The sequence below is a fragment of the Streptococcus oralis subsp. oralis genome, assembly GCF_002096445.1.
GTDB lineage: Bacteria > Bacillota > Bacilli > Lactobacillales > Streptococcaceae > Streptococcus > Streptococcus oralis_N.
The window spans coordinates 585,604-600,707 of sequence record NZ_NCUK01000013.1 but is presented as its reverse complement, the minus strand read 5'-3'; the positions used below and the strand labels follow the sequence as shown (position 1 = coordinate 600,707).

Here is a 15,104-nt window from a genome sequence, read left to right as displayed (position 1 = left end):
TTACTCCATTCTTCTCTTTTGGGAAATCAATCGTTGCAATTCTTCCAAGGCTGTGTCTGTATCTCCTACATGACTAGCCTCCTGCACTTTCTTTTTAATCCTTAAATTGTCCTTGCTGAGGAGGGCACGGTTACGAGTTTCTTCGACTTCAGAAAGTTCTTGAGGCGACATCTCAGCTGGCAAATCTAGACCAAGAACATGGTACCAGGCATTTTCAACCTCAGGAGTCTGATGAGACAGTTCCTCTGATCCGATTTCTCCCTCTACACTTAATAATTCGTAAAGAATTTGAAATTCTGGGGTATCAAAGAAAAAATCTTCTCTTAATCGGTAGTCATTTAAAACAACTGGATTCTCAGCCATCCTATAAAGGAGATGAGCCTCTGCTCTCATAACTGCTGTCAGTTGCCGCGTCACAGGCAAACTAATCACTACTGGCGTAGGATGCTCCTTGACTCTCTCCTGCCTTTGAACAATCCGACTTTCATTTACAATCTGTTCTACTTGCTGATAATCAAAGGAAGGTAGGTTATCCGCCAGAATGTGGATATAAGAATTCTGGGCAGTGATAGACTTTTCTTTGGCGATTAAGGGCGCAATCTTTTCAATGAATTCGATTTGCGCTTGCAAGTTATCACTATTCTCAGGTTTGAGTTGGTGAATATAGAACTCTATGGGACTAATCCGAGTCTTGGTTAAAAGGTAAGCCAGGTCTTCAGCAGAATTCTTTTGCAAATACTCATCTGGGTCCATGGCATCAGGTACTCGAACAACCTCAACTGAGAAGTCTTTTAACTCCTCTAGAGCCTTGGCTGTTGCTGCCTGCCCTGCCTTGTCGCCATCATAGCTGAGAACAATTTTTTTGGTAAAGCGTTTGAGGTGGTCAACATGCTCCTTGCTTAAGGCTGTTCCCATGGAAGCTACAGCATTTTCTATACCAGCACGGTAGGCTGCGATCACATCCATGAAGCCTTCCATCAGATAGAGCTCTGTAATCTTACCTGTTCCCTTTTTTGCCTTGTCCAAATGGTACAATTCGTAACTCTTGTTAAAAATTGCAGTCGAGCGACTATTTTTATATTTGGCAGTCTGACTGTCAGTTTCTTGCCAGATACGACCTGAAAATGCAATGACCTGTCCCTTGTCATTGGTCAAAGGAAAGATGATCCGTCCAAAAAAAGTATCATAAAACTGATTGCCATCTGACAGGTAAAACAGGCCAGAATCCAATAAATCCTTTTCCTCAAACTTGTCAGCCAAACGTTGATAGAGATAGGTTCTCTCTGCTGGAGCTAGTCCAATCTGGAAGTGCTTCAGAACATCGTCTGTCAATCCGCGTTTGTAGAGATAAGCCCTTGCTTCTTCTCCCATCTTTGTCGTCATGAGGATGGCATGGTAAAAGCGTGCAGCTTCTTCATGCATATCATATAGAGCTTGATGGGGGGAAGCTTGTTGAGGACGAGACTGGACAGGCATAGCCAGTTGAATACCGACGCGCTCTCCTAAGAGCTGAACGGCTTCCATGAAGGACACGCCTTGGTATTCTTCGATAAACTTAAAGACATCTCCTGAACGCCCACATCCAAAACAGTGATAAAACTGCTTGTCTTCCACAACGTTGAAAGAGGGGGTCTTTTCACCATGAAAAGGACAGAGCCCTAAATAGTTCCGTCCAGCCTTCTGTAAAGAAATCACATCACCTATGACTTCCACAATGTTGGCATTGTTTTTGATTTCTTCAATGACTTGCTTGTCAACCATACACAATACCTCCATCTTATCATAGTTTCACGTAAACTAGTATAGCTTATTTCTGAAAAAAAGTAAACCATTTCATACGCTTTCCGTAATTCTCTTTGCCTTATTTTTCCAGATAGAAAGAGGAGATAAAAAACTCAGAAACACTTTCATGTTTCTAAGTTAATTTTCACTATTTTTTGATGATTATTTAACTCACCTATTCAAATAATTGATAGTAGTCTGAGATTTTCATCTTAGCTTTTTCTTCTTTATTGAGGTCTTGGATAATACGACCTTCCTTCATGACTATCAGACGATTTCCATACTTCAGTGCATCCTCCATATGGTGGGTAATCATCAAGGCTGTTAGATGATCCTTGCTGACAAAGTCATCTGTTAACTCCATCAAGGCAACACTTGTTTTTGGGTCAAGAGCTGCTGTGTGTTCATCCAACAAGAGCAACTCTGGTCGCTTCAAGGTTGCCATCAAGAGACTCAAGGCCTGGCGTTGACCACCTGATAGAAACTCAATAGGAGTGTCCAGATGTTTTTCAAGACCATTTCCAACCTTTTCAATGGTAGTCTGGAACTCTTCTCTGTGACTTGAAAGTCTCCTAGGAAGGAGTCCTCTCTTCTCACCACGAAACTTGGCAATCAAGAGATTTTCCGCCACCGTCATACGGGGAGCCGTACCCATCTTAGGATCCTGAAAGACACGAGACAAATACTTAGCCCGCTTTTCAGGTGAAAAATGCGTCACATCCTCGCCCATGATACGGATACTTCCACTTGTTAAAGGTAAGGTACCTGCAATAGTGTTAAAAAGCGTTGACTTCCCTGCTCCATTTCCACCTAGTATTGTAATGAAATCATGTTCAAAAATCTCAAGAGAAACATCATTCAGAATGATTTTTTCCTCGTCAAAGCCATTCGTGATGACTTTGGTGGCATTTTTTAATTCTACAATTGCTGTCATCTGCTAAACTTGACTCCTTTCAGGTATTTGCTTTTGAAGGTTGGAATCATGAGGCAAACTGCCAAAATCAAGGCGCTGTACAAACGAAGATAACTTGTATTAAACCCAAGAGCAATCACTCCCCAAACGAGGAACTGATAAGCAATAGACCCTACAACGATGGTCATGAGTCGCTCTGCCAGGGTCAAACTCTTGAACAAAACCTCACCAATAATCAAGCTAGCAAGCCCTACGACAATCACGCCAATTCCTCGAGAAACATCCGCGTATCCTTCTTGTTGAGCAATTAAGGCTCCTGCAAGCGCGATAATCCCATTTGAGAGAACCAAACCCATAAGTTCCATACGACCCGTATTGATACCAAAGCTACGAGCCATATCGGGATTGTCACCTGTAGCGATGTAGGCCTGACCTAGTTTGGTATCAAGGAAAAAGAGCATAAGGCCAATAACAAGAGCTACAAAGATTAATCCAGTCAGGAGTTGGTTAAGATCTGAATCGAAAGGCAAGACATCCTGTATTTGTTTAGTTCCAAGAAGCCCCAGATTGGCACGCCCCATAATCATGAGCATGATGGAATGGCAGGAAGTCATGACCAGAATCCCTGATAAGAGGGTTGGGATTTTTCCTTTGGTATATAAGAGACCTGTCGCCATTCCAGCTAGACAGCCCGCTCCTACTGCGGCTAGGGTTGCTAAAAATGGGTTGACTCCCTGTGTTATCAAGGTTACAGCTACTGCTCCCCCTAGAGGAAAAGAACCTTCAGTAGTCATATCTGGAAAATTCAAAATTCGAAAAGTCATAAAGATTCCCAAACCTAGAATCGCCCAGACCATCCCCTGTGAAATAATGGATACTATCATAATCTTTCACTCATTTCTTTCTTTAGTAAAAATGGGAGGAGATGTGTCCAGCTCCTCCTTTATCTTTATTCAATCACTTGTCCTGCTTCTTTTAGAACGGACTCAGGAATGGTGATACCAAGTTCCTGCGCTAGTTTTTTGTTAATCACTGACTTACCAGTTGAAAAGACATTAACTGGCGTATCAGCTGGTTTTTCACCTTTCAATACTTTGGCAATCATCTTACCAGTAGCCACTCCAAGATCGTGTTGGTCAACTACTACAGATGCTAATCCACCTGCTTCTACCATGGCAGTGGCACTTGGATAGATTGGCTTTTTAGCTGTTTGGTTGCTTGAAACAACTGTTGAAAATGCGGATGCGATGGTGTTATCAATTGGAACCCAAATCGCATCGACCTTGCTTGTCATAACATTGACTGTTGAAGCAATTTCATTTGTTGATGGAACGGCAAATGTTTCGACTGTCAAACCTGCTTTTTCAGCATAAGCCTTGAATTCTTCTACCTGTGTTTTTGAGTTATCTTCGCTACTTGAGTAAAGAGCGCCGATTGTTTTGACATTTGGTGTGAGGGTTTTAATCAACTCTACTTGCTGTTCAGCTGGGTTATGGTCTGACACCCCTGTGATGTTGCCACCTGGTTTTTTCAAATCTTTGACCAAGTTAGCACCGATTGGGTCTGTAATAGCAGCCATGATAACAGGTAGGTCTTTTGTAGCACTAGCAAGTCCTTGAGCAGCTGGTGTTGCGATCCCAACAACAACATCGTTTCCATTAGCAACCAATTGTTTACTCATGGTTGCAACCTTGCTCTGATCGCCTTCAGAGTTCATAAAGTCGATTTTTACCTGGTCGTCCTTATAGCCTTCTTCAGCTAGTCCATCTTGAATTCCTTGGTAAATCAAGTCCAAGGATGGGTGACTAACAAATTGAAGGACACCAACCTTAGCGACCTTTTGCTCTTCCTTAGCTGCTGGTTTGTTCATTGATGAATAAATCAAGCTAGCCACCACCAATACTGCTAATCCAGCGACAATTCCAATCAAACGTTTATTTTTCATTTTTCTTTCTCCTTAATTCTTTTACCTTAACTTTTTAAATCACATCATCAAGCGATGCCATCGTTTAAATTCCAATATCTTTCCTCCCCATAGAAAAAGTCCTCACACAAAAAACTTGTGTGAGGACGTCGATGCGCGGTGCCACCTCAATTATAGGAAATATTCCTATCGCTCTTTCTCGCAATAACGAGTTGCACTGTAAGGTGTGCTCACCGAATTTTTATGATTTCAAATTCTTAAGTACACTCAGCCCAATTTCATCAATTTCATCTATCTGCTTTCACCAACCACAGACTCTCTAAAAAATGAGCAAGATTACTTTCTGAATGTTTAAATTATATCATTTTTCAACTACTTGTCAAGCTTATTTTTAGAATTTTTTAAACAATTCAAAAACTTCCCCTTGAAAAAAGAGGAAGTTTGTAGAATATCAGCCTGAATTACGCAAACCAGTTGCAATTCCGTTGATAGTTGTATGGATCAGTTTTTCTTCGTCTGCCGACAATTCTCCGCGACGTTGACGTTTGATCAACTCCAACTGGATGTAGTTAAGGATATTAAAGTAAGGCATACGATAGTTTAGACTGTCTTTTAGGTAAGAGTTTTCTGCCAAGAGTTCGTCATAACCTTCGATAGCTAAAATAACGTCCTTAGTCAACTGCCATTCATCTAAAATAGTGTAGTAGATAGCTTGTACTTCTTCGTCTTCACAAAGCTTGGCATATTCAAAAGCAATGTTCATATTAGACTTAGACAAGACCATGTCTACATTGGAAAGCAAAGATTGGAAGAAAGGCCAGTTTTGGTACATATCTCGAAGAAACTCGATATTCTTCGGATCTTGATCTATAAACTCTTTAAAGCTTGATCCAACTCCGTACCATCCAGGGAACATGACACGGCTTTGTGACCATGAGAAGACCCAAGGAATAGCACGCAAACCGCCAATTTCAGTGATGGTCTTACGAGCTGCTGGACGCGAACCGATATTGAAGCTTGAAATAGCCTTGATTGGACTTGATTCAAAGAAATAGTCATAGAAATGTTCATTTCCAAAGACCAAATCACGGTAGATATCATAACTACGGTCTACTACTTGGTCCATAATAGCTTCGTAACGATTTGACGTATTGGTATCGCTCTTCTTCTTGGTAATCATACGGTTAATGGCTGCAGAAACCAACATTTCAAGGTTATAATAAGCAGCGTCTTTGTTTCCGTATTTATTTCCAATGACTTCTCCTTGCTCAGTCAGACGGATACGGTCCTTAATAGACTTGAGCGGTTGAGATGTGATGGCTTCATAAGTTGGTCCACCACCACGACCCACAGTACCACCACGACCATGGAAGAAAGTAACCTTAACGCCAAATTCATCCCCAATAGCAGTTAGTTGTTGTTGAGCTTTATAGAGAGTCCAACATGAGGATAGGTAACCACCGTCTTTGTTACTATCAGAGTAGCCAAGCATGATTTCTTGGTAGTTGTCTTTTGAAGCAATCCATTTTTTAGCCAAAGGTAGAGAGAAATATCTTCTCATAGTCTCTTCTGAGTGATCCAAGTCTTCGATTGTTTCAAAGAGGGGAACAATCTGAACGCGGGCTTTTTGGGCATCCACCAAACCGACTTCCTTAAGCATAATGGCTAGCTCTAACATATCGGATACACTGGTTGCGTGCGAAATGATGGTTTGACGAATGACGTTTTCACCTAGTTTATCCTTCAACTTGCGCGCAGCTTTAAAGATAGACAGTTCTTTTTCAAGCAGTTCTGACTTTTCAGCATGAGTTGCTGAGAGGATACGAGGATCTTCTTCCAACTCTTTTAAGAGGAGGGCGCATTTTTCGTCTTCTGACAGATCGCTATAGTGGTCGTTGATGCCAGCTGATGCTAACAATTCAGCCACACAGGCTTCGTGAACGCTAGAATCCTGGCGCATGTCAATAGAGGCAAGGTAGAAGCCAAAGATTTCGACAGCTTGCATCAACTCGACAAATTCTCCAGAAATCAGGTATTCCCCTTTGTTTTCAAGGAGAGAGTCCCGAATGGCCAACAAATCTTGATAAAATTCATCTGCAGTGGCATATCTAGGCTGAAGTTCCTTGTCTTCAATGAGATAAGCCTTAGTTGCCTGCATCTTAGCTTGAATGTCAAAAAGAGCACGACGATAGAGTTCTTTTTCACGGTAAATGGAGTTATCTTGTGACTTCAGCGCCATCTCACGAACCTTGTCGCTGACATTCACGATGCTGGTTGAAAGTGAAAATTCACGATAAAGATTATAAATCTTTTCATCATAGTAGTTCATGATGACTTCGCACTGGGTCAAGGCTGATTTGTTGAGGGTTTCCGCAGTTACGAAAGGATTTCCATCACGGTCTCCTCCAATCCACATCCCCATAGTAATCGGTTTTGGATGCTCAAGCTCGATGCCTTGTTCTTTAGCCAATTTTTTATACTCAGCCGTCAAACGTGGAACAGCATTCAGGAAAGAACTTTGGTAGTACTCCATCACGTTGGTGATTTCGTTGGTTACTTTCAATTTTTTCTCACGAATCATGTCCGTTTGCATGATAATTTCAATGTAACGACGGAGATCCGTGTGCCATTTTTCTTTATTAATCAAGCCGAGTTTGACATCACGGTACTTGCGCAAAAGCGTATGGATATGGTTGGTCAAGTCCAGCATACTCTTGCGTTGTACTTGCGTTGGATGGGCGGTCAAGACAGGAACGACATTTAACTTTTCTAAAATTTCGGCTGCATTTTCTTTTTCAGCTACCATCTTAATCGTTGTAGATAGTTTCCCTAGATAGTCTTGGTCCACATTGTTTTGGTGATTAATTTCATAGGCCAAATCCACATCCTCAGAGATATTAATCAAAAGTGGAAGGATAGAGAAATAGCGTGAAATGTAAATCATTTCTTCATTCGAAAGACTGGTCACTAGGTCATTGAGCCCTTGATAATTCTCGCTAGTTGATAATTCCTTCAACTGGATAATCTTTTCAAAGGTTTCTGGCGCCAGCATATTTTTTGTGATATCTTCTAATAGCTCAGTCAGAATCAAGACTTCTTCTTGGACGACTGCTTTATTACTATAGTTTTCTAATTTTTGAAGAGACATATACTTTCCTTTCCATACAATCCTTACAGACTTTCATCGGTTTGATTCTCGTATTCTCTGATAAGCTTGGCACGTTTTTCACTGGCATCAATGTTCAGTACAAGCGCGATGGCTACGGATAATACCAGTAGACTGTTCCCACCTTGTGAAAGGAAGGGGAAGGTTACCCCTGTAGAAGGAATCAAACCGGAAATCCCACCGATATTGACAAAGACCTGAACAAGAATCATCCCTCCGACACCAATAGCAACCATGGAGTTAAAGGGATCCTTTGCTCGAATACCAACCAAGATGATTCGCAAAATCAAGAAGAAGAGTAAAGCCAAAATCATACTGGCTCCTACGAATCCAAATTCTTCGATGACAATCGAAAAGACAAAATCCGTATGGGCTTCTGGCAGATAACCACGCTTCTCAATAGAATTTCCCAGACCCAGTCCGAACCAGCCTCCATTTACCATGGCATAGTAGGAATTTGCGAGCTGGTGTCCTGCCCCCGCCAAGTCATTAAAAGGATTAAAAAAGGCACTGAAACGTTTAGCAACGTAACCAAATAGCGGAATTTGAGAGAACTTTTCAACCCCAACAAAGCGAATGACAGACAAGACTAACATTGAACTTCCTGCCAAGAGAGCTAGAATGGTCGAGAACCAACGATAGGCAATCCCACTAACCGTATACATGATGAGCGCCACTAAGACCAAGATGGTCGCATTTCCCAAGTCTGGGAAAATTCCCAGGCTACCAATCAGAACCAGCAGAACAAAACGCCAGTCATTAAAAGCTCGAGGCAGCCACTGATTCTGTGTCAAAACCTGGAAGTCATAAACCGCAATCTCATCTTGTTGTTTTGAAAATCGATGTGCCAGGTACCAGATGATGATAATCTTAAGGTATTCCGCAGGCTGAATCGTTACAGGTCCTACAGAGATCCATCCGTATGCTCCATTGACAGGTGTTCCGACCAGTCGCGCCAGAGCTAAAAGAACCATCTCCACAATCATTACGATAAAAATAAGACGCCCATTTCTTAGGAAACCTAATTTTAATTTATAGATTAAGGCAATCAGAACCAAACTAGCTATCCAAAAGATCCCCTGGTTACGCACCAATTGAAAGGCACTTTTCCCTTCTTCAATCAGGGTTGGACTCGTTGTCGAATAAACCACAATCAGTCCCAAAATCGACAAAAGGAAGTAAGGAATCAAAATGGAATAGTTTAGTAGGTGCCTTTTACTAATTTTCATATTTCACCACTCTAATAGGAACAGAAGCTTCTGTTCCCAATTCCGTTTTATTTTCTAGTTTTGATTGCTATTATACCACTTTTTCAGAAAGAAAAAAACTCTTATCCTTTAATCCTTCGAATTTTACTCATTTTCTAGTATCAGGTATAAAAAAACAAATCTCAAAAGAGATTTGTTTTTTGTTTCTTAGTTAGATGAAGAGCTGCTGCTTGAGCTTGAGTCACCACCACCGATGTATTGGGTGAAGATGTTTTGGAAGGCTTGGTCTTTGACCTTGATATTAGCAGCTTGCAATTCTTTACCAATGATTCCTTGAACATAGGCAGAATCATTTTGTTTCTGAGTCAAGATGATGGTCTTCAATTTTTCTTTGTAATCCTCTATATTAGAAGATTTTTCTGTTTTCTTCGTTACTTTGATGATGTAGAACTGACTGCTGTAGGCTTGTGTTCCAGTAGCTGTAATCACATCAGAAATCCCGTTCACATCCAAGGCAAAGGCTGCTTTCTTGACTTGTTCTGGAAGCTCTGTAGAAGCAGAGTCAAAAGTGATTTCGCCACCATTTTCTTTTGTTTTGTTGTCGTTAGAGTTGTCTTTTGCTAATTGAGCAAAATCCGCACCTTCTGCTTTGGCTTTTTCAAGCACTTCTTTTGCCTTGTCTTCATTGTCCATACGAATGATTTGAGCTGTTACATCTGGTGTATAAGACTCAAAAGCCTTTTGGTAGGCTTCGTCTGTCAATTCGCTCTCAGCGGCCTTCTTAACAGCCAATTCAACCAATTTGCTTGTACGAATTTGTGCTTTACGAGTTTCAGGAGTCATACCTGCACGTTGAAGCACGCTGTTATAGCTATCACCGTATTTCTTTTGTTCTTCAGCAACGGCGTCATCCACATCTTTATCCGTTACCTCTGATCCATATTGTTGTTCAAATACTTTTTGGATGGTCATATTGAGCAAGACTTGTTGCGCAGTTGGATTATTCTTTACTTCTTCAAAGAATTGTTGTTCTGTAATCACATCACCCTTCATGCTGATCAAATCTTTTCCTTCAGAACTGTTTGAACAAGCTGCAAGTGTTGCTACTGATAAAAGTGTGATGGCTCCTGCCATAAGTTTTTTCTTCATTTTTACTCCTTTTACGGTAAGTGTTACCTTATCTATTTTACTATAATTTCTTAAATTTTTCTGAAAATCATTCGCTCTCAGGAAGCTCTACTTCTGCTAGATTCTTTCGTAGCATGAGAATGCCGTCTCCAAGTGGAACTAGAGTGACTGTTAGACCTGGATTGTCCAAAGTTGCATCGAAAAGTCTTTGCAAACCTCGGTAAATGGTGCGTTGACCTCGGCGGACTTCCATGATGTCCTTGGCAACATCTCCTCCTTGGAAAATATCATCCAAGACGACTACTCCACCAACTTCCAAGTGTTTAAGGATTTCAGGCAGAAAGACGATATACTTTGACTTGGCCGAATCCATAAAGACAAAGTCATAAGTTTCTGTCAGACTGGATAAAACATCGACTGCATCTCCCTCTAAAAGAGTGATTTGCTTACGACTGTCAAACTGGGCAAAGTTTTCCTTGGCAAAGCCTATCATTTCTGGATTTCGGTCAATGGTTGTAATCTTGGCATCTGGCGCATGTTCCGCCATCAAGAGTGCTGAAAAACCGATAGCCGTCCCAATTTCCAAAATGTTCTTGGGCTGTATGGTCTCCATGAGAAATCGAAAATACGCGACCGTTTCATGGGGAATAATGGGAATATTTTCCTTACGAGCGAAGGTCTCCAATTCTTTCAGGGAGCCTGTCACCTGCTTTTGACGCTGGCGCATGAGTTCTACGATGTCTTCCTTGACGACGGGTCGGCGCATATTGTGATTGGCGTTTTTACTATAAGACTCTACCATCTTAAGCTAGTCCCAATTTTTCAACAAGGGCTTCAAACTCGTTCAAGCGACATTCAAAGACTGCAAAGGCATCGTTAAGATAGTCTTCTTTTTCCATATCAACACCCGCTTTTCTCATAACATTGAGTGGATAGTCTGACTTACCTGCTTTGAGATAGTCGATATAGCGGTCACGATCTTCTGGACTACCATGGACAATCTTTTCAGCTAAGGCTGAAGCGGCTGCAAAACCTGTTGAATACTGATACACATAGTAGTTATAGTAGAAGTGAGGAATGCGGGCCCACTCGTATTGGATTTGAGGATTGTCTTCCTTACTGAGTCCATAGTACTCTTGATTCAAGTCCGCGTAGAGTTTATTGAGGAAATCACTTGTCAAGACTTCTCCATTTTGATCAGCTTGATGAATGGCATGTTCAAACTCAGCGAATTGAGTTTGACGGAAGACCGTTCCACGGAAACCGTCCAAGAAGTTATTGAGAATAGCAAAGCGCGTTGCGTCGTCTTCCACTTCTTCCAACAATTTCTCTGTCAAGATATTTTCGTTTGTGGTTGAGGCAATCTCCGCCAAGAAGATAGAATAATCTCCGTAAACATAAGGCTGGGTTTCACGAGTATAGCTAGAGTGCATACTGTGACCTGTTTCATGGACAAGGGTAAAGAGATTATCTAGATTGTCCTGCCAGTTGAGAAGCATAAAGGCATTGGTATCGTAAGAACCACCAGAGTAGGCACCAGAACGCTTGCCTTGGTTTTCATAGACATCAATCCAACGCTCACTGAAGGCCCGTTTAACACGGCTCAAGTAGTCGTCACCTAAAACTGCCAAAGCTTCTTCTGCCTTTTTCAAGGCTTCTTCGTAGGTAAAGCTATAATCTACTGACGAGAGTGGTGTGTAGACATCATACATCTTGAGATCTGAAATTCCCAAGATTTTAGAACGAAGGTTAAGGTAACGATGCAAGAGTGGCAAATGCTTGCGAACTGCTGCTACTAGATTGTCATAGACACTTTCTGGAACAAAATTGGCTGCGAGGGCTGCATGGCGAGCACTCTTATAGTTGCGAACTTTGGCACGGTAGTTTTGCACCTTAACATTTGTCTGCAAGGTCTTGGCATAAGTGTGTTGGAATTGCTCGTAAGTCGCATAAAGGGCTTCATAGGCACCACGACGCACTTCACGGTTTTTAGACTCCATCAAACGGATGTAAGTACCGTGTGAGAGTTGCACTTCCTTGCCTTCGTCATCAAGCACATATGGGAAGCTAATATCCGCATTGTCCAAAATAGCGAAAGTTTCACTAGCAGCGCCAAAGATTTCTCCTGCTCCAGCAAGCAATTCTTCCTCACGTTGCGAAAGAACATGGTCTTTCTTTTGCAAGAGCTTGTCAAAAAAGTGCTTGTACACTTGGAGTTTTGGTTGAGCTTCTAGGAAGGCCGCATACTGCTCTTGGCTAATCTCCATAAACTCAGGTTCATAGAATGAAAAGGCTTGTTCTAACTGACTGTATAGGGTCATTGCCTTAGCATAGTACTCTTGATACTTGGCCTCACGCGTGTCCTGGTCATTTTTCATATGCGCATAGACATAAAGCTTTTCAACTTGGCGTTCCAAGTCAAGTGAAAATTCTGTAATCTCAAGCAAACTGTCTGCGCTGTCCAAGAGATGCCCCTCATACTGAGATGCTGTTTGTACTTTTTCAGTTAAATCTTTCAAGGCTTCTTCCCAAGCCTGGTCTGTTGGGTAGATTGTCGAAAGATCCCATGTATCTTTTTCATTTATTTCATGTCGTTGTAATACCATAAGATTCCTCCATCCTTTCTATTTTACCACATTTTTTGAGAAATATAAGTGATAAAAGGCTGGTGGATAGAGCTTTTGGCGATTATTTTTCGGATTTTTTTGATAGTAAGCCTGAAAATTTCTATAATAGCTAGCCAAATCCGTTTCAATCTGCAAAAAATCTCCTGATTCTATCGGCTTGACTTGAGGATACCAGTCATCTAGTTGATGGTTTAATAGATTGTCTCCTAGTTTATAAGCCTCCTCCTGTTTTTTCATCCAGTAAGGCGTTTGGTAGTACAACTGCTGGCGAATGTAGTGACAGATAGTGGAATCTTGCACGACTGCAAAACGAGGCAGTTTTTGTTTTTGATAAGGAAATCGTAAGATTTCCAAGAGATTTCCTTGGCCATAGGGAAATTCCTTGACCTGAAAATGAAGTTTGCCACGTAGGTCCTGATGTAAAAGGTATTTAAGTCTCAAAACTTGCTTTTTGAGATCTAGTTCCCAAACATAGAAACCCATATTTTGACTAAAATAGAGAAATCCCCTTTGCAATTGTGTTAATCGATCTTTTAACCAGAGTTTTTCTCCCAGTAGCCAGATAACCTGATAGCCCTGGCTGCGGTATCCTTGACTTCTATCGCCTAAAAGCTTTTGGGACAAGGGACTGCACTGAACCTCCAGAGCTAGTTTCTCATTGACGAGAACATCTGCTATCTGCTGAATCTCGGGCAGACTATATTCTAAGGCGACCTGATTGTCCTTCTTGGCCCAATGATAAAGGGCCTCTTTGTTGCCTAAGTGTTCTGGACTTTCATTTTCAAAAATGGCCATACAATCTCTTAAACTTTCATGGGCAAAGTGCGTTCGAATACTCTGTCCTTGGCGTAATCGTAGCCCGCCCCCACAGGCTGGACAAGTATAAGCTTGCTTGGTCACATCTTTTTCAAGGGCATTCACCAAATTCCCCTTGGCATCTCTAGCTACAAACATGGTCTACCTCCTTTTCTTTTCTATTCGAAAAAGAAGCAAAAAAGACTGGAATTCCAGCCTTTCATGATATTATTTCTCATCTTTTTTGTCTCTTAGAATATTTTTTCAGCATGGGAATGAGATTGGGAATCTGCTCACTCCTAATGACCAGCACACCATATTCCTGGCAACGATTGGCATAAGCAGGATTGATTTTCCCCGTACAGACAATCAACTTGAGGCAACTCTCCCCAGCAAAATGATTGGCGTAGACTTCTAGTTCGTTGATGGCTTCAACTGATAAATCTGTCATCTTGCAGGAGATAAAGGTAATCGAGCGGCCCTTTCTCAGAATAACATCAATCTCATTTTGAACATTGTCTGCCTCTGGAAAGATGCCATTCCAATCAATCTCACCACCTATCATGCACTCATCAAACAACTGAGATTCAAGCGCCAAGAGATAGAGATACACCTCTAAAATATGCCCCTTGTTGCGACAAAAGACTTGAGCTTCTTGACTTGGAAAGCTGTATGCTACTCGTTTCTTGCCTTCGCTTTCTATACAAAGCATCCCCGCTTCCACAAGTAAAGGGATAAGGGATTCTGGGTAGTGATAATACTTGCCGTTGTTTTCCAGTATCTTTTCGGTCTCAGCATGCAGGTCATTGGTTTTAGCTAGAGAGAAAAATTGGGTCACCTGATACCAGTGGGCAGGGTTGGCAATGGCGGAGATGGCTAGTTTTTTGATGGCTGCAATTTGCTTAACTGAGTGGATAGGGCGTTTTGATTTGAGAATTTTTCCACCACGTAAAGCTATCAGCTGTTGGATGCTTAGGGTTGGAATGTCCATGTCTTCTTTTTCTAACTGACCGGCTACCCACTTGTATTGTTTTCCTCGCTCGACATCCATGGCAACGATGGGGAGATGGCGATCCAAGCCATATTGATAGAGAGATAAGGCTAGTAGTGAATCTCCGCCAAAAACATCGAGAAGGACTTGGTCATAGCCTGCTAGACAATAATCTAACTGATCCGCTAGTTGTTCTAAGGTTAGCTGACGAAAGGTCACTCGTTGGATATGAGGCACCTCATCCATGATAAACTGACGGAGAGAGAGTTTCTCTTCATTGCTTATTTTCGTCAAAGATAGAAAAAGAATCTCGTCACAATCACTGATAAAGGCTTGGTAGACATTCTTTTCCAATACATGCCGATCATACAATTCCACCAAAAGACTCGTCATTCGACCACCTCCATCATAAAGACTTTCTTGCGCTGAGAGTATCAGCAATACAGATTTGCTGCTCACCTTTTCCTACTTCTAGTATAGCATAAAATCCTGCTCGCCCCAATCAACCAACGCAAACAAAAACGAATAGAAACCTTGCAAAGTGATTTCTATTCGCTAGTATAGGTTTGA

At 41.6% G+C, this 15,104-nt stretch carries 11 protein-coding genes and 1 other annotated feature; all 11 genes read right to left on the bottom strand.

The window, feature by feature from the left end; translation table 11 throughout:
* Positions 1-1,761 (bottom strand): DNA primase, encoded by a 1,761-nt coding sequence (gene dnaG / locus B7721_RS06285; protein ID WP_038805102.1) that lies wholly within the window; start codon positions 1,759-1,761, stop codon positions 1-3.
* Between the two features lie 196 nt (positions 1,762-1,957).
* Positions 1,958-2,716, bottom strand: coding sequence for an ABC transporter ATP-binding protein (locus B7721_RS06280; protein ID WP_049505730.1), 759 nt, complete (start codon positions 2,714-2,716; stop codon positions 1,958-1,960).
* Complete coding sequence (locus B7721_RS06275) at positions 2,713-3,579, bottom strand: ABC transporter permease (protein WP_038805101.1); 867 nt, start codon at positions 3,577-3,579, stop codon at positions 2,713-2,715. Before B7721_RS06275 ends, B7721_RS06280 begins: the two co-directional genes overlap by 4 nt.
* A gap of 65 nt (positions 3,580-3,644) precedes the next feature.
* Positions 3,645-4,640, bottom strand: coding sequence for a tryptophan ABC transporter substrate-binding protein (trpX, locus tag B7721_RS06270; RefSeq protein WP_000792183.1), 996 nt, complete (start codon positions 4,638-4,640; stop codon positions 3,645-3,647).
* Between the two features lie 118 nt (positions 4,641-4,758).
* Positions 4,759-4,976: a binding site (T-box leader), on the bottom strand.
* Positions 4,977-5,070: 94 nt separating this feature from the next.
* Complete coding sequence (ppc, locus tag B7721_RS06265; RefSeq protein WP_084878096.1) at positions 5,071-7,767, bottom strand: phosphoenolpyruvate carboxylase; 2,697 nt, start codon at positions 7,765-7,767, stop codon at positions 5,071-5,073.
* A 23-nt stretch (positions 7,768-7,790) separates the two neighbouring features.
* Complete coding sequence (gene ftsW, locus B7721_RS06260) at positions 7,791-9,014, bottom strand: cell division peptidoglycan polymerase FtsW (protein ID WP_084878094.1); 1,224 nt, start codon at positions 9,012-9,014, stop codon at positions 7,791-7,793.
* A 186-nt stretch (positions 9,015-9,200) separates the two neighbouring features.
* Positions 9,201-10,142: a peptidylprolyl isomerase PrsA gene (gene prsA / locus B7721_RS06255; RefSeq protein ID WP_084878092.1), complete on the bottom strand. Its 942-nt coding sequence runs from the start codon at positions 10,140-10,142 to the stop codon at positions 9,201-9,203.
* A gap of 67 nt (positions 10,143-10,209) precedes the next feature.
* Positions 10,210-10,923, bottom strand: a complete 714-nt coding sequence (locus tag B7721_RS06250; RefSeq protein ID WP_084878091.1) for an O-methyltransferase — start codon at positions 10,921-10,923, stop codon at positions 10,210-10,212.
* A 1-nt stretch (position 10,924) separates the two neighbouring features.
* Positions 10,925-12,727 carry an oligoendopeptidase F gene (gene pepF, locus B7721_RS06245; protein WP_084878089.1) on the bottom strand — a complete coding sequence of 601 codons (1,803 nt, stop codon included), beginning with the start codon at positions 12,725-12,727 and terminating at the stop codon, positions 10,925-10,927.
* Between the two features lie 18 nt (positions 12,728-12,745).
* Positions 12,746-13,702, bottom strand: coding sequence for a competence protein CoiA (locus B7721_RS06240; protein WP_084878087.1), 957 nt, complete (start codon positions 13,700-13,702; stop codon positions 12,746-12,748).
* A 76-nt stretch (positions 13,703-13,778) separates the two neighbouring features.
* Positions 13,779-14,927, bottom strand: coding sequence for a PDDEXK family nuclease (locus B7721_RS06235; RefSeq protein ID WP_084878085.1), 1,149 nt, complete (start codon positions 14,925-14,927; stop codon positions 13,779-13,781).
* Between the last annotated feature and the right edge of the window lie 177 nt (positions 14,928-15,104).

Excerpts from the sequence above, each read along its gene's own strand:
- B7721_RS06275 (WP_038805101.1), bottom strand. The coding sequence starts at position 3,579 with ATGATAGTATCCATTATTTCACAGGGGATGGTCTGGGCGATTCTAGGT.
- pepF (WP_084878089.1), bottom strand. The coding sequence starts at position 12,727 with ATGGTATTACAACGACATGAAATAAATGAAAAAGATACATGGGATCTT.
- ftsW (WP_084878094.1), bottom strand. The coding sequence starts at position 9,014 with ATGAAAATTAGTAAAAGGCACCTACTAAACTATTCCATTTTGATTCCT.
- B7721_RS06240 (WP_084878087.1), bottom strand. The coding sequence starts at position 13,702 with ATGTTTGTAGCTAGAGATGCCAAGGGGAATTTGGTGAATGCCCTTGAA.
- prsA (WP_084878092.1), bottom strand. The coding sequence starts at position 10,142 with ATGAAGAAAAAACTTATGGCAGGAGCCATCACACTTTTATCAGTAGCA.
- B7721_RS06235 (WP_084878085.1), bottom strand. The coding sequence starts at position 14,927 with ATGACGAGTCTTTTGGTGGAATTGTATGATCGGCATGTATTGGAAAAG.
- ppc (WP_084878096.1), bottom strand. The coding sequence starts at position 7,767 with ATGTCTCTTCAAAAATTAGAAAACTATAGTAATAAAGCAGTCGTCCAA.
- trpX (WP_000792183.1), bottom strand. The coding sequence starts at position 4,640 with ATGAAAAATAAACGTTTGATTGGAATTGTCGCTGGATTAGCAGTATTG.
- dnaG (WP_038805102.1), bottom strand. The coding sequence starts at position 1,761 with ATGGTTGACAAGCAAGTCATTGAAGAAATCAAAAACAATGCCAACATT.
- B7721_RS06280 (WP_049505730.1), bottom strand. The coding sequence starts at position 2,716 with ATGACAGCAATTGTAGAATTAAAAAATGCCACCAAAGTCATCACGAAT.
- B7721_RS06250 (WP_084878091.1), bottom strand. The coding sequence starts at position 10,923 with ATGGTAGAGTCTTATAGTAAAAACGCCAATCACAATATGCGCCGACCC.